18 protein-coding genes are annotated in these 17,396 nt (G+C 34.0%); 10 read left to right on the forward strand and 8 right to left on the reverse strand.

Annotation, left to right across the window (positions count from 1 at the left end):
- Positions 1-34: 34 nt before the first annotated feature.
- Positions 35-718 carry a DnaA inactivator Hda gene (gene hda, locus A9G43_RS04670; protein WP_080702332.1) on the forward strand — a complete coding sequence of 228 codons (684 nt, stop codon included), beginning with the start codon at positions 35-37 and terminating at the stop codon, positions 716-718.
- 1 nt (position 719) lies between these two features.
- Positions 720-1,499, forward strand: a complete 780-nt coding sequence (locus A9G43_RS04675) for a Cof-type HAD-IIB family hydrolase (protein WP_065607062.1) — start codon at positions 720-722, stop codon at positions 1,497-1,499.
- 357 nt (positions 1,500-1,856) lie between these two features.
- Here the strand turns inward: A9G43_RS04675 and A9G43_RS04680 are convergent, their stop codons facing one another.
- From A9G43_RS04680 to A9G43_RS04690, 3 genes are read right to left on the reverse strand one after another with little or no spacing between them, the layout of a single operon-like run.
- Complete coding sequence (locus A9G43_RS04680) at positions 1,857-2,984, reverse strand: ABC transporter permease (protein ID WP_065607125.1); 1,128 nt, start codon at positions 2,982-2,984, stop codon at positions 1,857-1,859.
- A 17-nt stretch (positions 2,985-3,001) separates the two neighbouring features.
- Positions 3,002-4,141, reverse strand: coding sequence for an ABC transporter permease (locus tag A9G43_RS04685; RefSeq protein WP_218058613.1), 1,140 nt, complete (start codon positions 4,139-4,141; stop codon positions 3,002-3,004).
- The gene (locus tag A9G43_RS04690; protein WP_065607064.1) at positions 4,123-5,094 is read right to left on the reverse strand and encodes an HlyD family secretion protein; all 972 of its coding nucleotides are present in this window, start codon (positions 5,092-5,094) and stop codon (positions 4,123-4,125) included. The genes A9G43_RS04685 and A9G43_RS04690 overlap by 19 nt, the downstream gene beginning before the upstream one ends.
- A 337-nt stretch (positions 5,095-5,431) precedes the next feature.
- Between A9G43_RS04690 and A9G43_RS04695 the strand changes: the two genes are divergently transcribed.
- Both A9G43_RS04695 and A9G43_RS04700 read left to right on the forward strand, forming a co-directional pair.
- Entirely contained in the window at positions 5,432-6,721 is a 1,290-nt protein-coding gene (locus tag A9G43_RS04695; RefSeq protein WP_065607066.1) for an NAD(P)/FAD-dependent oxidoreductase, read from the forward strand.
- Between the two features lie 386 nt (positions 6,722-7,107).
- Positions 7,108-7,374 (forward strand): YiiX/YebB-like N1pC/P60 family cysteine hydrolase, encoded by a 267-nt coding sequence (locus A9G43_RS04700; protein ID WP_141674023.1) that lies wholly within the window; start codon positions 7,108-7,110, stop codon positions 7,372-7,374.
- Between the two features lie 7 nt (positions 7,375-7,381).
- Here the strand turns inward: A9G43_RS04700 and rnhB are convergent, their stop codons facing one another.
- Genes rnhB through fabZ form a run of 4 tightly spaced genes read right to left on the reverse strand, consistent with a single transcriptional unit; the run spans position 7,382 to position 10,384 of the window.
- Positions 7,382-7,966: a ribonuclease HII gene (rnhB, locus tag A9G43_RS04705; RefSeq protein WP_065561635.1), complete on the reverse strand. Its 585-nt coding sequence runs from the start codon at positions 7,964-7,966 to the stop codon at positions 7,382-7,384.
- The gene (gene lpxB, locus A9G43_RS04710; RefSeq protein ID WP_065561634.1) at positions 7,960-9,111 is read right to left on the reverse strand and encodes a lipid-A-disaccharide synthase; all 1,152 of its coding nucleotides are present in this window, start codon (positions 9,109-9,111) and stop codon (positions 7,960-7,962) included. The genes rnhB and lpxB overlap by 7 nt, the downstream gene beginning before the upstream one ends.
- On the reverse strand, positions 9,111-9,890 hold the full coding sequence (gene lpxA, locus A9G43_RS04715) for an acyl-ACP--UDP-N-acetylglucosamine O-acyltransferase (RefSeq protein WP_065561633.1): 780 nt from the start codon (positions 9,888-9,890) through the stop codon (positions 9,111-9,113). Before lpxA ends, lpxB begins: the two co-directional genes overlap by 1 nt.
- A gap of 47 nt (positions 9,891-9,937) precedes the next feature.
- Positions 9,938-10,384 carry a 3-hydroxyacyl-ACP dehydratase FabZ gene (fabZ, locus tag A9G43_RS04720; RefSeq protein WP_034910827.1) on the reverse strand — a complete coding sequence of 149 codons (447 nt, stop codon included), beginning with the start codon at positions 10,382-10,384 and terminating at the stop codon, positions 9,938-9,940.
- Positions 10,385-10,614: 230 nt separating this feature from the next.
- Between fabZ and fkpA the strand changes: the two genes are divergently transcribed.
- The 3 genes from fkpA to tusC are packed head-to-tail and all read left to right on the forward strand — an operon-like array spanning position 10,615 to position 12,153.
- The gene (gene fkpA / locus A9G43_RS04725; RefSeq protein WP_065607068.1) at positions 10,615-11,415 is read left to right on the forward strand and encodes an FKBP-type peptidyl-prolyl cis-trans isomerase; all 801 of its coding nucleotides are present in this window, start codon (positions 10,615-10,617) and stop codon (positions 11,413-11,415) included.
- Positions 11,416-11,419: 4 nt separating this feature from the next.
- Positions 11,420-11,785: a sulfurtransferase complex subunit TusD gene (gene tusD, locus A9G43_RS04730; protein WP_081298026.1), complete on the forward strand. Its 366-nt coding sequence runs from the start codon at positions 11,420-11,422 to the stop codon at positions 11,783-11,785.
- Between the two features lie 14 nt (positions 11,786-11,799).
- Positions 11,800-12,153, forward strand: a complete 354-nt coding sequence (tusC, locus tag A9G43_RS04735; RefSeq protein WP_065607070.1) for a sulfurtransferase complex subunit TusC — start codon at positions 11,800-11,802, stop codon at positions 12,151-12,153.
- A 219-nt stretch (positions 12,154-12,372) separates the two neighbouring features.
- Here the strand turns inward: tusC and nagE are convergent, their stop codons facing one another.
- Positions 12,373-13,902, reverse strand: a complete 1,530-nt coding sequence (gene nagE, locus A9G43_RS04740) for an N-acetylglucosamine-specific PTS transporter subunit IIBC (protein WP_065607072.1) — start codon at positions 13,900-13,902, stop codon at positions 12,373-12,375.
- A gap of 249 nt (positions 13,903-14,151) precedes the next feature.
- Between nagE and nagB the strand changes: the two genes are divergently transcribed.
- The 3 genes from nagB to A9G43_RS04755 are packed head-to-tail and all read left to right on the forward strand — an operon-like array spanning position 14,152 to position 17,378.
- Entirely contained in the window at positions 14,152-14,958 is an 807-nt protein-coding gene (nagB, locus tag A9G43_RS04745) for a glucosamine-6-phosphate deaminase (RefSeq protein ID WP_065607074.1), read from the forward strand.
- 11 nt (positions 14,959-14,969) lie between these two features.
- Positions 14,970-16,112, forward strand: a complete 1,143-nt coding sequence (gene nagA / locus A9G43_RS04750; protein ID WP_065607076.1) for an N-acetylglucosamine-6-phosphate deacetylase — start codon at positions 14,970-14,972, stop codon at positions 16,110-16,112.
- Positions 16,113-16,148: 36 nt separating this feature from the next.
- Positions 16,149-17,378 (forward strand): ROK family protein, encoded by a 1,230-nt coding sequence (locus A9G43_RS04755; RefSeq protein WP_065607078.1) that lies wholly within the window; start codon positions 16,149-16,151, stop codon positions 17,376-17,378.
- Positions 17,379-17,396 lie beyond the last annotated feature (18 nt).

Consider the following 17,396-nt stretch of genomic DNA (forward strand, 5'->3'; position numbering starts at 1 on the left):
TAATATGATTTTATTTGTATTGTGAGGTTACTTTATTACTCTTTCACAGCTACCTTTGCCTTTTCCGTTATCTAATAATGAAACTTTTGATAGTTTTTATGTAGGTAATAATCGGTTATTGTTTGATTCGTTGCAAACCTTATTAGGTAAAGAGGGTTTTAATGTCTTTTATATATGGGCGGCTAGCGTTGCAGGCCGAACTCACCTTTTACATGCGTCAAGCCAAAATAAATTAGCTAGTTATATACCATTAAAACAGCATTATCATTTGGTACCTGAAATTTTACAGGGATTAGAAAATTATGATTTAGTCTGTTTAGATGATATTGATGCAATAGCTGGTCATAGAGATTGGGAAGAGGCTATTTTCGATTTATTTAATCGTTTGACAGAAAAAAATGTGAGTAAGTTATTGATAACTGCAAATGCTCCACCTAAACAAATTTCTTTTATATTGCCTGATTTAGTTTCTAGGTTGTCTTGGGGGCAGGTTTATCAATTAAAAGAACTTAGCGATGATGACAAGCTTAAAGCTCTGCAATTGAGAGCGCAATTAAGTGGGTTTGAACTATCAACAGATGTTGGGTTATTTTTATTAAAACGTGTTAATCGTGATATGCGTACATTGTTTTCTTTATTAGAAAAGTTTGAAGTAGCAACGTTAGCACAACAACGAAAGTTAACTATTCCTTTTATTAAAAATATTTTGGATTTGTAATATGAGTCATAAACCTGAAGCTATTGTTTTTTTTGATTTAGATGGGACACTATTTAATAGCCAAATTGATGTATTGTCTAGCTCCCTTGAAGCTATAGAGAAATTAAAACAAAATAATATTATTCCAATGATTGCAACCGGTCGAACACCTTGTGAAGTTGTTGATTTAATGCAAAAAACTAAAATTGATTCAATTATTGGTATGAATGGGCAAGTTGTTTTGTACAAAGGCGAAAAGGTTTTTACTAATAATATTGATAAAGATGTGATAACAAGGATATATCAGTATTCTAAGCAGGAAACGAATATTCCTTTATCTTTTTATAATGATGAAATGATGTGTATATCAGAGTATAGTCAACCAGCCGAGAAGTTTTATCATTATCTTAAGCAACCAGTTCCTTCCGTTGATGATCAGGTTTATTTAAAATCACCTATTCAGATGCTTTTATTACTTTGTGAAACTGGAGAGGATCTTTATCGAGATATTTTTCCTGAGCTAACCTTTATTCGTAATACCCCTTACTGTGTTGATGTTTTTAATCATGGTGGCTCTAAAGGTTATGGTATTACTCAGTTATTACAAAATAAAGAGTTCACTGATGTGCCAACTTATGCATTTGGTGATGGTATGAATGATTTTGAAATGTTTCTAACCGTTGATCATCCTATTGCTATGGGTAATGCAGTTGATGAATTAAAAGCAAAAGCTGAATTTGTTACAGATACTAATAATAATGATGGTATTGCTAAAGCATTACAAAAATTTGGATTGATCTAATGAGCCTCGGCTAAAAAGTAAAGAAAATTATACTTTTTAAAAAGGTTAATTTATCAGTATTTCGTGGTGGAATATGTTGTTTTATGTTTTAATTTGATATTTGACTTTAACTCATAATATATCAGATATATACTTTTATTATTTCATTAATAGCCGAGCTCTATTATGAGATGAAAGCATTTGGAAAAGGTTTTGCGTAAATGTCTTTTATTTATATTTCTTAATGTCAAAATAATGATTGAATTATCTAGTTATTTAGATTAATTATGGCTATCGTAATAGGATGAGTGTAGTTACACTACCAATGTTTTATCTAATTTTATAATTTTAGTTGTGTTTTTTTATATCAAAAATTTTTTATTTTTTTAATACCTGTCTAACTTTTCCTTCTCGTAAGGCTGATATAAAAATACCTAACGAGCTATATATTACTCCTAGTAAAAGTATCATAAATATATTTAGCCAGTTATCCGATAAGCTTAACCCCATTTGATTCACTCCTGCAATCATATTGGTTGCCCAAGTTGAAGGTAGAGAATAAGAAACACATTGTACCCATAATGGCATTGCATCAATAGGCCAAATGGTTCCTGAAAGATAGAAAACAGGTGTGGTTAAAAATGCTAATGTAAGATATATCATCTCAGTACGGCGTAAACATTCTGTTAGTAATTTGCTCAAACCTAGCGCCCCAAGTAATAGTGGAAATGTCATGATTAATATTTCGGGAATGCTAGCCAATTGCCGATAACCAAGTATCCAAGGCCATAAACCAAATAATACAATAGATAAAAATAACCAGATAGGTAATAACCCACATAAACTGCCAAAGACAACAATTTTAGGCGGTTTGCCTTGGGGTAGCGAATTTAGGGTGATATTAGTACGAGTTGAAGCAATTAAAAAAGAGTGTTGTAACAACATGACTAACAAACCTGGAAAGGTAATGGCGGCAAAACTGATTCCTGCATTATAAAGTGGTTCGGTTTGGCCTTTTATAGGTGATAAAATAATATTGATCTGTTTATCTGAAAATCCGTTATTACGCATTATTTTAATATTATATTCAGTCAATATCTGCTGATATATCCCTTTTATATCAACTTGAATTAAACCATTAGCTAAACGACTTGAAGCATCACCATATGCAGGTATTGTAACTTCTTCACCATTTATTAGGCGCTTTTCAAAATCTCTTGGAATTGTGATCACAGCAAAAAGTTTACGATTATTGATATCATCATAAGCCTGAAGAGAGCTTTCATAAATAATTGTATCAATTTTAGAACTTGTTTCTAATGAGCGAATTAAACCACGGCTTGTTGGAGTATGATCTTGATCAACAATTGCTATCGGTAAATTAGTGATAGTTCCATTAATATAAACAAGGCTCATTAATGATACTGACAATAGTAGCAATAACCACATTGGTCGTCCTAACAGATAAAAGAATATTCTTATAAATGAAGACCAAAATATTTTAATCATCTAAATTTATCCTCTTACTGTGAATGTAAACGCCTTACTAGACGCTTTCTAACTAACACGGTAATAATAATTGGATAGATCATTAAAATTCCGCATGTTTTTAACACCGACAAATAACTAGAATGACGCAAAAACAGATCGAACAGTTTATTTAGTGCATAAGTTAATGGTTCAAGCGAAGAGATAAATCTAGCAATCCATGGCATGGATAGTTCAGGTACAACAACACCAGAATAAGTTAATGCAAGTCCAACTAAAATACCTATATAAGTATAGGCATCAATAGGAGTTTTAGTAAAAGTGTATAGCAAAATACCAATGCTTTGTGCAGCAATAACATAGAAAAATACCACAATCATCATGGCAAAAGGAGAACCCGATACACGCGCATTAGAAAACAAAACGAGCATAGCAATTTCAAAAATAAGCAGCATGGTAAACCAAATTGTATAAGGCGCTAATTTCCCTAAAACAAAAGGATAGCTAGGACGAGTTCGCTTTGGCAACTGTGCTAGAATGTGAATTGTTGTGGTTACAACAAATAGCTGCAATAAATGCACTACTGCGGAAAATTGTTGGAAGTACATTGAGTTACCACTAGCATTAAATAAACCATCATAATTAAAGTTAACTTTTGCCAATGGGGGAACTGGTAAGCCAATACTGGTAGCCAAAGTGGTTCGATATTGGGTATTCATTGTTGCTATCAACCCAGAATAATCCATGATCGAATATAAGCCAGCACTATAGTATAACGCATTATAGTAAAGCATTGGTGTAGGTTGGCGACCCGATAATACATCCGCTTCAAAATTAGGTGGAATATAAAGTAGTGCATAAATTTTTGCTTTTTGCAGATCACGCTCAGCATCAAAAAGTTGGCTATCATAATTGATAAGATCTGCATGTGCTGCAGCATTAAGATTACGCACGAGTTCGCGTGATAAAGTACTCTTATCTTGATCAATATAACCTACTGGTAAATCATATAATACACCTCGATAAAAAATACTACTAATTAACACAAAAATAATTAGTGGCATAATCCACATTAACCAGTGAAAGGTAAATCGCCTAAAAATTTGTGGTATTTCGGCGTTAAACGCCTCTTTAAAACGATGCCAGAAATCTAACATTATTTGTCTAGCTTCCATAATGTGCTCATACCTGCACGTAAACCTTCAACAGGTTCAATAGGATAAAGTCTGACTTCAAAGGTTTTCAAATCAAAATCTCCTGTTGCTCTTGTTGCACGTTTAGTTGCATAATCGCCCATCGGTGCTATATAACTAATTTCGGCTTCAATCTCTTTGTGATTGAGTGCAGGTACTTCAAGTATAATATGATCGCCTTTGCGAATATTAGACATAATATCTTCACGCAAGTTAAATACAAAATAAGCTTGAGGTAGTTGAATCACTGTTAACAATGGGCTGTTAGCATTAAACAATTCGCCGACTTCAGCAGGAATAGAACCAATTTCACCTGCTACTTGCGCTTTAACTTGTAAATCATCATATTGTATTTGTAGCTGTTTAAGTTGCTCTTCGGCTTCTTCCAATTTGGCTGCATAAATTTCACGTTGCTCAATACGATCTCCATTTTTAGCTTGGTCTAAATTAGCTTGTGCTGATTGAACTTGTTGAAAAGCTGAATCGCGTGTTTTTAATGCGCTATCTAAGATAGATTGAGAAACATAACCTTTGGCCGAAATAGTTTTGTTACGCTCATATTCTTTGGAAGCATTATCATATGTTACCTTTGCTTGCTTAAGAATTGCTTCATAATAACGGATGCTTTCTTCACGAGTTCCATGCTCCGAAAGTGCTAATTGAGCTTTTGCTTGGTCTCGCGCAGCTTCAGCCGCTTTGACTTGAGCTAAAAGCTCAGGGCTATCGAGAGTAATAACAATATCACCAGGTTTAACGTCATCACCTCGATGAACATGAATAAATTGCACTCTACCTTTGGCTTTAGACGCAACGTTAACATTCGGTGCATCAACTTCACCTTGTAGGATAAACTGACTATTGTGTGAGCGAATTAAAATCGTCATTGATATTAAAATAACGATTAACGCAATAATAGTAAAAACTTTTTTGTTCATAAAACTTTGTATAGAGTGGTATTAAAGAGATAAGAAATAGAGAATTAAAATTATTATATACTTTGTAAAATAAGCATATGTAAAATTTACTCTCTCCCATTATACGAAAATTGCTTTATTTACACAGAGCATATCAATTTAATTTAAAAATGAATTAATATCAATACTAAGTTATTATAGTGGTAACTGATTTTTTATATTTATTTAAAATAAATTTTATTAATTATAAAATAATACTTTAATAGGTTTTATTTATAAGTGATATTAGTCAAAAGAAATAGATAAAAACCTACTTATTTAGTAAACTATTAAAAAATAAAAATTTAAGGTATTTAATATGGTTAAAATAATTATTATTGGTGGTGGCGCAGGAGGATTAGAATTAGCAACTGATCTTGGCGACAAATTAGGGAAGAATGATCAAGCCGAGGTTACACTAATAGATAAAAATACTTATCATATTTGGAAACCTTTATTACATGAAGTTGCTACCGGTATTCTAAATGAGCAAGCTGATAAAATTGATTATGCTGAACAAGGACAACAACACCATTTTCAATTTATTCAAGGCACGTTTACTAATCTTAATCGTGAAGAAAAGCATGTTATTATTGAGAATTCAAATAGTGAATCTATTTCTGTACCATATGATACATTAGTTGTGGCAATAGGAAGTACTTCAAACGATTTTGGCACACCAGGAGTTAAAGAACATTGTATCTTTTTAGATGACCAAAACGCTGCAATTCGTCTACGTGAAACACTGATTACAAAATTTGCTAGTTTTTGTTCAATTATTGATGAACATGAAACGACGATTGAAGATAAAATTCGTATTGCTATTGTTGGTGGTGGCGCAACAGGTGTTGAGTTAGCTTCTGAGTTACCTCATATGGTTGAAACATTTGGTAACTGTGGACGCAATAAAATGTGTTCTGATTTGCTTGATGTATCTATTATTGAAGCAACTGACCGTATTTTACCTGCTTTACCTGAAAAAACGGCATTAAATATTACCGATACCCTTCAAAAACGTGGTATTCATGTATTAACAAAAACCATGATAACCAAGGCGGAAAGTGACGGCTTTTATCCAAAGGAAGGCGATATTATTAGCGCTGATATTATGATTTGGACTGCAGGCGTAAAAGCGCCTGATTATTTAAAAGATATTGCGGGTTTAGAATCAAGCCGTTCGAATCAACTGGTGGTTAAACCAACATTACAAACAACGCGCGATGATAATATTTTTGTTATTGGTGACTGTGCTTATGCTATGCAAAACAGCGGGCGAGCCTCGCCAGCTACTGCACAAGCCGCACATCAAATGGCAAAAATATGTTATGAAAATATCAATAACATGTTAAATAATAAACCAATGAAATCATTTAATTATGTTGATAATGGAACGATTATTTCTCTGCATGATACAGCACAAGGTGTAGTTAAAATTGCAGGTAAACGCGAAATGAATGTTAAAGGATTTTTTGCTTTAAGTATTCATCGCCTGTTATACCGTATGCATCAAGCAAGTTTATTGGGTATTTTTAAAACAATTTGCTTTGCTAAAACTAGCAAAGAGATGTATAAAAATAAATTTGCATCTCTCTTTACCCATCAAGATTAATTTTTCTCTTTCTTCGATAGTTACTTATAAAAGTATTTCTATAAGTAACTATTTTTTATAATTCGCAACGTTATGAGTTTTTGTGGGTAACTTAATGCGTTTTATTATATGCCTATGCTGTCTTTAGTTAGCTTTCACTCGTATTGCTAGTTATAAACATCAAAATGGTGATATTATTTTCAATCCTTACAATCAAAACAAAGTCTAGTAGTTAAACAAGCTACAAACTATCCATATGTTTTTGAAACTACTAATAAAGTAGTTTATACGCTACTACATAGTTGGATTGCACGTGGTAAAAAATAAAAAGCTACATCATAAGACATTTAAAAAATTACAATTTATCCAATAACGAAATTGCTAAATTAAAGTAAGTCGCAAGTAGTTTGGAAAGAAAACCTTATGATATCTGGTTTGGTTGGGACAATCGTTATATCTATTGTTCTGAGCTAGTCTGGAAAATTTATGATAAGGCACTTAATTTGAAAATAGGTCAATTGCAAACTATCAATGATTTTAATCTTTCATCGCCTACAGTAAAACAAAAATTAAAAGAACGTTATGGCGACAATATTCCTTATCAAGAAACGGTTATTTCTCCCGTTGCTATTTTTAATTCGCCATTGCTAACAACCGTTGATAAAAAATGGTAAATTAAAGTCATGTTAAACGCTTAACGGGTGCAAAGCTTTTACGATACAAATGGTTAACACCATGCTGCTCAATTGCAGCTAAATGTGCTTTGGTTGGATAGCCTTTATGTTTAGCAAGACCGTATTGTGGATATAATTTATCAAGCTCAACCATTTCACGATCACGAGTAACTTTAGCTAGAATTGAAGCAGCACTAATTTCTGCAACCAACAAATCTCCTTTAATAACTGCTTGAGCTTGAATGCCAAAATCAGGACAACGGTTGCCATCGACTAATACAAAATTGGGTTTTATGGGTAATCCTGATACCGCCCGTTGCATAGCAAGCATGGTGGCATGTAATATATTTAATTTATCAATTTCATCAACCGATGCTCTTGCAATACACCAAGCTAATGCCTCTTGTTTAATAATATCAAATAGATGTTCTCGTTTTTTTTCGGTTAGTTTTTTAGAATCAGTTAAGCCTTTAATGGGCTTGTTAGGATCTAAAATAACTGCAGCGGTAACAACATCGCCACAAAGCGGACCTCGCCCAACTTCATCAACCCCTGCGATTAAGGTGGCATCTGGATAGATAAACTCTAGCAATGTGGCTCCTTTAATACATCGAGCACAGCTTTAGCAGCTTGTTCATCAGCATTACAACGAATTTGATTATGCAAAGATAAAAATGTCTGTTTTAGCTCTACATTATCACCTTCTAAAAAAGGGATAATGCGCTTAACAATATTTTCAGGAGTGCAATCTTGTTGTAATAATTCTGGTACAATCTCTTTACTCGCTAAAATATTCGGTAATGAAACATAAGGTGTTTTAATCAATTTTTTAGCAAGCCAAAAGGTAAATGGCTTCATTTTGTAGCCAACAACCATTGGACATTTAGCTAGCATGCATTCTAATGCCACAGTACCCGAAGCCAAGATTGACGCATTACTTGCAATCATTGCTTTGCGGGCATGACCATCTAATAACTTCATTTCAAGTTGGGGAGCAATGTCTGTTTTAATCTGCTCAAATTCTTGTCGTCTTTTTGCGTTAACTAAAGGTACTAAAATATGCAAATCTGGGTAGCGTTGGCGTAATAACAGTGCTGCTTTTAAAAAGGGCGCAGATAATAATGTTACTTCAGCATGACGGCTACCTGGCAATAAAGTTAAGCAACGACAATCTAGTGGAATACCTAATTGTTTGCGCATTGCTGTTTGATCTGGATTAAGTGGGATATCATCTGCCATTTTATGGCCAATAAAACGACAAGGAACATCAAACTTATCATAAAAGGCTTTTTCAAAAGGTAAAAAAGCTAAAATAAGATTAGTATTACGCTTAATTTTGAAAACGCGTTTTTGTTTCCAAGCCCAAACCGATGGACTCACATAATGGATTGTTTTAATGCCTGCTTGTTTTAGCTTACCTTCTAAAGAAAGATTAAAGTCAGGTGCGTCAATGCCAATAAATATATCAGGCTTAAGTGCAATTAAACGTCTAGTAATATCTTTGCGAATTGCTAAAATTCGGCGTAATCGCCCCAAAACTTCAACAATGCCCATCACTGATAACTCATCCATTTCATACCAAGCTTCACAGCCTTCGGCTTGCATTTTAGGACCTGCAATACCAACAAAATGAATATTAGGATGATGATGTTTGAGTGAACGAATTAGACCTGCTCCAAGAATGTCGCCAGAGGTTTCTCCAGCGACTAAAGCTACAGTTAATGGTTTATTGGTCATTAACGGATGATGCCACGCGTTGAACGGGCAAAAAAGTCAATAAATAATTGGATTTCAGGGTGTTGTTTGGCAATGGTTTCAATTTCAACTTTTGCCTCTTCCAACGTTAAGCCATTTCGATAAAGGATTTTATAACTACTGCGAATCGCCTGCAAAGCATCTTTGCTAAACCCTCTACGTTTTAAGCCTTCATAATTTACGCCATGGGGGGTTGCATGATTCCCTTGTGCAATAACATAAGGTGGAACATCCTGAGCAACACCTGAACAACCACCGACCATAACATGTGATCCGATCACACAAAATTGATGAACGGCTGTCATTCCACCAATAATTACATAATCATCTAATTGAACATGCCCACCTAAAGTGGCGTTATTTGCTAAAATACAGTGATCACCAATATGACAATCGTGTGCAACATGTGCATTAATCATCAATAAATTATCGCTACCAATACGCGTTAATTCACCACCTTGAACAGTGCCACGGTGAATAGTTACGCTTTCACGAATCATATTGCGATCGCCAATTTCAGTGCGTGTTGGCTCTCCACGGTATTTTAAATCTTGGTTTACCTCACCAATCGAGACAAATTGATAAATTTGATTATCTTTACCGATTTTTGTATGCCCATTGATGACAACATGTGATTTTAAAAAAGTCCCGTCACCAATTTCTACATTCTCACCAATAAAACAAAAAGGGCCGATTTTGACGTTATCGCCAATTTTTGCTCCCTTTTCAATCACTGAGCTTGGATGTATCTCCATTGCCATAGTTATTCCTTAATACTATTTTTAGGGAAATGCTAAAAAACAAGCAATTATTTACGAGCACACATCATTTCAGCTTCGCAAACTAACTTACCATCGACAGTTGCAACACCATGGAATAATGCAATACCACGGCGCTCTTTAATATATTCAACATCGAGCATAAGTTGGTCTCCCGGCACTACAGGGCGTTTAAAACGTGCTTTATCAATGGAAGCAAAATAATAAAGTTGACCTGGTGATAGCTCTTCAATACTTTTGAAAGCCAATATTCCTGTAGCTTGAGCCATTGCCTCTAAAATCAAAACTCCTGGGAAAATAGGTTTATTTGGAAAGTGCCCCTGAAAGAATGGCTCATTCACAGTAACATTTTTTATTGCTTTTAATGTTTTACCTTTTTCGTAACTAAGAACTCGGTCTACCATTAAAAATGGATAACGATGAGGTAACAGGCTGATGATTTCTTCAACATCAAGGGTATTAAGTTCGGTAGTCAAAATAGCTATCCTTATACATTATTTACTATAAATTTTTCACATTATAACTGAGGATACTGCTTTCACTCAAGGATGATTTAAATTGCGAAATATTACTTGCCTTAATATATTATCAATGTATTAATATAAAATTATAAAATAAAAGATTTGTAAACACTTATTATCTTATATCAAATCAGATATAATAACTAAAATAATCACATTAAAAGTTTATAACTTGGAGAGGTAGAATGAAATCATTGATAAAAATGACTTTAGTAAGCAGCGCAATTGTATTAGCATTAACTGGTTGTGATGATAAAAATTCATCAAATAAAATAACAATTTCAACTGATGCACAAAAAGAAGCCTATGCATTAGGTTCATCATTTGCAACATACATGAAGTCTAATTTAGAACAAAATGAAATTAAACCAGATCAGAAATATTTAATTAGTGGTTTTAATGAGACATTCCTTGATGCATCTCAACTTTCAAAAGATGAAGTTAAAACCATATTAGATGCGTTTGGTAAACGAATTCAAGAAGAAAGCAAAGCACGTTTTGAAAAAGAAAAAGCTGAAAATACAACATCTGGTGATAAATTCCGTACAGAATTTGCTAAACAAGATGGTGTAAAACAAACAAAATCAGGATTACTTTATCAAATCATTCAAGAAGGCTCAGACCGTCATCCAACAGCTCAAGATACGGTCATTGTTCATTATACAGGAACACTAATTGATGGACGTAAATTCGATAGTTCTTATGATCGTAGTGAACCAGCTACATTCCCTCTTAATGGTGTTATTAAAGGTTGGACTGAAGGGATTCAATTAATTGGTGTTGGCGGTAAAATCAAACTTGTTGTACCACCCGATTTAGCTTATGGTGACCAAAGTCTTCCTGGTCAAAAAGATACAGCGGGAATCCAACCTGCATCAACATTAGTTTTTGAAGTTGAATTGCTTGGTATTGATGGCGATAAAAATGATAAAACTCAAGAGATAGAACCAGCTCAAACTCAAGAACAAGAACAATCGGCTAACTAATTTGATTAATTCATTAAGTTATACTCTTGTTGTTATGGGTCCTGTTTATGGGACCCAATCTGCTTATTGTGCATATCAATTTGCACAAGTTTTACTATCGCATACTCCTCATACTATAAAAAATGTCTTTTTTTATTCTGATGGTGTTTATAATGGAAACGGTTATACTGATCCCGCTAATGATGAATTTGATTTAATCTCTGCATGGCAGGAATTAGCAAAAACATATCCTTTAACTTTAACTGTTTGTGTTGCTGCCGCTCAGAGGCGTGGCGTTATTAAAAATAATCTCGCGGATTATTTTCATTTAACTGGCCTTGGAGAACTAAGTGAATCAATTGCAACAACAGATCGAACTATTCAGTTTTAACTTAAGATACTGAAATGAAAAAATTAGCAATTATTATTAGCTCACCACCTCACGGAAATGCCAAAGGCCGAGAAGCTCTTGATATAGCATTGGCTACATCAGCTATTAACCATATTTCTGTTTTTTTTATTGATGATGGTGTATTCCATTTATTACCAGAACAACAACCCCATAAAATTTTAATGCGTGATTATATTGCAACTTTTAATATGCTTGAGCTTTATGATATTGATGATGTGTACGTATGTGAATCTTCACTCAAATCGAGAAATCTAATTCAAATACCTCATACTATTCCTAGTAAAGTCATTAATAATCAGTTATTAACTCAATTATTAACTCTTCAAGATGTAATTTTTCGGTTCTAATTCTAGACTAAAATACAACATATTACACCGCAATAATAGGCATTATACCTAAACAAAAATCGTTCAATAAGACTATTTGTTTTATTTGATTTTTCTGATTATTTATAAATACTACTAATAGTATTTTGTATATGATTAAATCAAATAAATAATCCACTCTATTTTTTCACTATACTTAAATAGGAGTGGATTATGGTTTAATTTGATTTAACTCTTATTTTAATTAACTAGCTTTTTCATTTGATCTGCAATCTTTTCTGCTTGCTGACCAACCACAATTTGTACCCCTGTTTTGCCTAATTTTATTACTGCCATTGCACCAAGTGCTTTAGTAGCTTGTTCATCAATAAGCTCCGAATCATTAACACCTAAACGCAAACGTGTAATACAAGAATCAATATTGGTTAGGTTTTCTTTACCTCCAACAACTGCTAAATATTGCTCTGCAAGTTTTGTTGTATCTGTATTTCCTTGCGTTGATTTTTCCGCTTCACTTTGGGTTGTTTCTACTTCATCTTCACGACCCGGTGTTTTAAGGTTGAATTTTACAATTACAAAACGGAATACTAAATAGTAGACCGCAAAGAATACTAAACCTTGAAAGATTAACATATACCAATGGACAGCAAGGGGATTAACTGATTGAAGTACCATATCAATCAGACCTGCACTAAAACCAAATCCACATATCCATTGCATTGCGGCTGCAATATAAAGTGAGATACCCGTTAAAACCGCATGTAAAAAATAAAGTACTGGCGCAACAAACATAAAGGCAAATTCTAGTGGTTCAGTAATACCAGTAAAAAATGCAGCAATAGAAGCCGCAAACATGATTGATGCAGTTTTATCTTTGTTGCTTTTTTTAGCCGTATGGTACATAGCTAGTGCGGCACCAGGCAGACCAAACATCATAACAGGGAAAAATCCAGCCTGATAACGTCCAGTAACACCTACAACGGCATTACCCGCATTAATAGAGGTTTGTCCACCTATGAAATAAGGAATATCGTTGATACCAGCCACGTCAAACCAGAATACTGAGTTTAAAGCATGATGTAAACCAACAGGAATTAATAGACGATTGAAGAACCCATAAATACCAGCACCCACTGAACCTAAATCTTTAATATATTTACCAAAAGCGACTAATGCATCATAAATAGATGGCCAGATAAAATATAAAACAGCAGAAACCAATAACATAACTATCGATACGATAATAGGTACTAGCCTTTTACCGCTAAAAAATGCTAATGCTTTATGTAATTCAGCCTGACTAAAACGATTGTAAAGCTCGGCTGAAATAATACCAACAAGAATACCAATAAATTGGTTGTTGATGCTATTAAATGCCGGCGGCACTAGTTTTTGCCAATCTTTAACGACCTCTGTGTCTATTCCCTGAAAGAAAGCAATAGATTTCGGTGATAATAAGGTAGTTATAATTAAAAAACCTACTAAACCAGAAAGTGCAGCTGCACCATCTTTATCTTTAGACATACCATAAGCCACACCAATAGCAAACAGTATTGGCATATTACTAAGAATCGCACTACCAGATGTCATTAAAAATTTAGCAACAATGCTAGCATCCCATTCCATAAGTCCAAACAAGTTTACATGACTAACCCACTCCATATGACTAATCCACTGACCAATCCCTAGTAATATTGCAGCAGCAGGTAGGACGGCCACTGGCACCATAAGCGAACGCCCAATACGTTGCATATAAGCTAAAATTCCCATAAGTTTAACCTCATATAGTTATTAGGGGTATATAATAAAAAGTAATAAAATTTTACATCTTTAAGTGATGATAATTAAGTATTATTATTCCACTTTATATTATTTATTTTACTTCACAAATTAATTGTTCTTTTTTTGTGATTCAAATCACCATTTTTTTTGATTAATTAGTTTAATATAGTAAAATAAAGACAACATATTTTATTTCAAGAAAAAAGTTTTTAATTATATCACAAGAGGTAACAGCACATGAGACTTATTCCCTTAGAAAATGCACAAGAAGTCGGTGCCTGGGTTGCACAGCGTATTGTTAATAAAATTAATGAGTTTAAGCCTACCGCAGATCGTCCATTTTTATTGGGGCTGCCAACAGGTAGTTCACCATTAGTTATGTATCAACAATTAATTAAACAATATAAAGCAGGTAACGTCAGCTTTAAACATGTTGTAACCTTTAATATGGATGAATATGTTGGTATTCCAGAAGAGCATCCACAAAGCTACCACACATTTATGTACGAAAACTTTTTCAATCATATTGATATTGATAAGAACAATATCCATATATTAAATGGTAATGCGCCAGATATTGAGCAAGAGTGCCGTCAATATGAAGCGAAGATCAAAGCTTACGGTAAAATTAATATCTTTGTTGGGGGGGTAGGTCAAGATGGACATATCGCTTTTAATGAACCGGGATCTTCACTTTGTTCACGTACACGCATCAAAACATTAACTGAAGATACACGCATTGCTAATTCTCGCTTTTTTGATAATGATGTGAATCAAGTACCAAAACATGCGTTAACCATTGGTGTTGCAACTTTAATGGATGCACAGGAAGTTATTTTATTAGTTTGTGGTCATAATAAAAGTTTAGCATTACAAGCTGGTGTTGAAGGGTCTGTTAATCACCTTTGGACTGTCACTGCACTACAAATGCATCCTGCATCAATTATTGTTTGTGATGAACCAAGTACTGATGATCTGAAAGTGAAAACACTAAAATATTTTAAACAAATGGAAGCTGATAATCTTAAAGTGACCGTTTTATAAAGGATAATTCAATGTATGCATTAACAAATTGCCGTTTTTATACAGGTTATGAGATCCTTGATAACCACGCTGTTATTATTGATGGTGATAAAATTACAAAAGTCTGTAAACAAAACGAATTACCTACAGATTTCAAAATTGAAAATTTACAAGGTGCACTTGTTGCACCTGGATTTATCGATATCCAAGTTAATGGTTGTGGTGGTGTGCAATTTAATGAAACGCTTGATGCACTGAGCGTTGAAACATTAGAAGCCATGCAGGCCACAAATCTTATTTCTGGCTGTACTAGCTATTTGCCTACATTAATTACATCAACTGATGAATTTATGATAAAGGCAGTTGAAGTGATGCGTGAATATTTGACCTTGCATCCTAACCAAGCACTAGGTTTACACCTTGAAGGTCCTTACATCAATCCTGAAAAGAAAGGCATTCATGACGAAAATATTATCCGCCAACCATCGCAAAAAATGATTGATTTTCTATGCGAAAATGCTGATGTGATTAAAATTATAACTTTAGCACCAGAAAAAGTTGAAAGTTATTTCATTAAACAATTGGTTAACGCAGGTATTCATGTATCTGTTGGGCATTCGAATGGTCACTACGATGATTGTCGTCGTGGATTTAACGATGGCATTCGTTTAGGTACCCACCTATTTAATGCCATGCCTTATATTTCTGGGCGCGAACCTGGCGTAGTTGGCGCAATTTATGATGAACCTGAAGTTTATGTAGGCATTATTGCTGATGGTCAACATGTCAGTTGGGCAAATATTCGCAATAGTCACAAAATAAAACAAAATCATTTAATTTTAGTTACTGATGCAATGTTACTTGCAGGTTCTAATTTAGAATCAGGCGTATTTGCAGGCAAAACCATTTATTATAAAGATGGCCGCTGTATTGATGAAAATGGCACACTTGGTGGTTCAGCATTAACTATGATTGATGCAATAAAAAATGCTGTTCAATATGTAGGTATTGCATTAGATGAAGCATTAAGAATGGCAACACTTTATCCTGCCAAAGCAATCGGAGTGGATAAAAATCTTGGTAGTATTAGTGAGGGTAAAATTGCGAACCTTGTTGTATTTAATCGTGACTTTACAATAATTAAAACTGTTGTTAATGGAGAAGTGAGTCGCTAGAATATCAGTTAATTAATGAAAAACATTGAGTAATATATGGAATTCAATTATCTGAACTTAGTTGGCAATGCTGAATTAATCAAACAGCTAAATTATGCAATGATTTACCGTTTGATTGTTCAGCAAGCACCTGTTTCTCGTATTCAATTGGCCGAAATCAGCCAATTAGCCCCTGCAAGCATTACCAAAATAACCCGTCAACTTCTTAAAAAAAAATTAATTAAAGAAGTTGATGCACAACAATCAACGGGGGGACGGCCTGCAGTTTCAATCGAAGCTAAGTTTGGGCATTACCAAGCAATTTCCGTACAATTAAGTCGATCCCACGTCACAATAGAGCTTTTTGATTTAGGGGCTAAATGCCTTACATCAAAAAGATGCTCACTTATCAATTTTACTCAACAACAAGTTCAAGAATATTTAATTGCATTGATTAAAGAATTTATTCAGGTAAACAGCAAAAAAATAAAATATTTAGTTGCAATATCTATTGTACTCCCTGGCTTGATTGACTCAGTTAATGGCATTGTCCGATACACTCCACATATTCAAGTAAAAGAGTGGGCTTTAGGCGAAATACTACAAAAGGAATTCAATGTATCTATTTTTCTAGGAAATGATATTCAAAGTCTAGCATTAGCCGAAAGTTATTTTGGTTCAACACAACATGTTGATGATTCTATTTTAATCCGAGTACATCGCGGGGTAGGCTCTGGTGTTATCGTTAATCAACAGTTGCTTACTAACCACAATCAAAGCGCTTGTGAAGTTGGGCACATTCAAGTAGATACATTAGGTGAACGTTGCCATTGTGGTAACTTCGGTTGCTTGGAAAACCGAGTTGTAAATAAAGCAATTGAATACCGAGCTAAACAGATGATTGAGCAAGGTTATATATCGAAGTTAACATTAGAACACTGTGATATATATCATATCTGTCAGTATGCTAATCAAGGCGATGAACTAGCTACTAAGTTAGTTAAGGATGCAGGTGAAAATCTTGGTAGAGCAGTTGCAATTATGGTTAACATCTTTAACCCACAGCGAATTGTGTTAGCAGGAGAACTTACCAAGTCGCCCGAAATACTATTAACTGCTGTTAATAGTGCATTAAATACTCAAAGCTTAGAGGGATTACGGAAAAACCTAACTATCACTTGTTCTTCCCTTAACGACAGCTCAGCAATTGGCGCATTTGCATTAGTGCAGCAAGCTTTATTTAATGGATCACTATTAGTGACGTTATTGAATGAAAAAGAACCATAATCTATTGTTATAAAAAAC

The sequence above is a fragment of the Gilliamella sp. Occ3-1 genome (assembly GCF_001690655.1).
Taxonomy (GTDB): Bacteria; Pseudomonadota; Gammaproteobacteria; order Enterobacterales; family Orbaceae; genus Gilliamella; species Gilliamella apicola_P.

What these genes read in the sequence shown, in the direction of transcription:
- A9G43_RS04675 (WP_065607062.1), top strand. Translation starts at nt 720, where the DNA reads ATGAGTCATAAACCTGAAGCTATTGTTTTTTTTGATTTAGATGGGACA.
- A9G43_RS04685 (WP_218058613.1), bottom strand. Translation starts at nt 4,141, where the DNA reads ATGGAAGCTAGACAAATAATGTTAGATTTCTGGCATCGTTTTAAAGAG.
- A9G43_RS04690 (WP_065607064.1), bottom strand. Translation starts at nt 5,094, where the DNA reads ATGAACAAAAAAGTTTTTACTATTATTGCGTTAATCGTTATTTTAATA.
- A9G43_RS04695 (WP_065607066.1), top strand. Translation starts at nt 5,432, where the DNA reads ATGGTTAAAATAATTATTATTGGTGGTGGCGCAGGAGGATTAGAATTA.
- lpxB (WP_065561634.1), bottom strand. Translation starts at nt 9,111, where the DNA reads ATGACCAATAAACCATTAACTGTAGCTTTAGTCGCTGGAGAAACCTCT.
- lpxA (WP_065561633.1), bottom strand. Translation starts at nt 9,890, where the DNA reads ATGGCAATGGAGATACATCCAAGCTCAGTGATTGAAAAGGGAGCAAAA.
- fkpA (WP_065607068.1), top strand. Translation starts at nt 10,615, where the DNA reads ATGAAATCATTGATAAAAATGACTTTAGTAAGCAGCGCAATTGTATTA.
- tusC (WP_065607070.1), top strand. Translation starts at nt 11,800, where the DNA reads ATGAAAAAATTAGCAATTATTATTAGCTCACCACCTCACGGAAATGCC.
- nagE (WP_065607072.1), bottom strand. Translation starts at nt 13,902, where the DNA reads ATGGGAATTTTAGCTTATATGCAACGTATTGGGCGTTCGCTTATGGTG.
- nagB (WP_065607074.1), top strand. Translation starts at nt 14,152, where the DNA reads ATGAGACTTATTCCCTTAGAAAATGCACAAGAAGTCGGTGCCTGGGTT.
- nagA (WP_065607076.1), top strand. Translation starts at nt 14,970, where the DNA reads ATGTATGCATTAACAAATTGCCGTTTTTATACAGGTTATGAGATCCTT.
- A9G43_RS04755 (WP_065607078.1), top strand. Translation starts at nt 16,149, where the DNA reads ATGGAATTCAATTATCTGAACTTAGTTGGCAATGCTGAATTAATCAAA.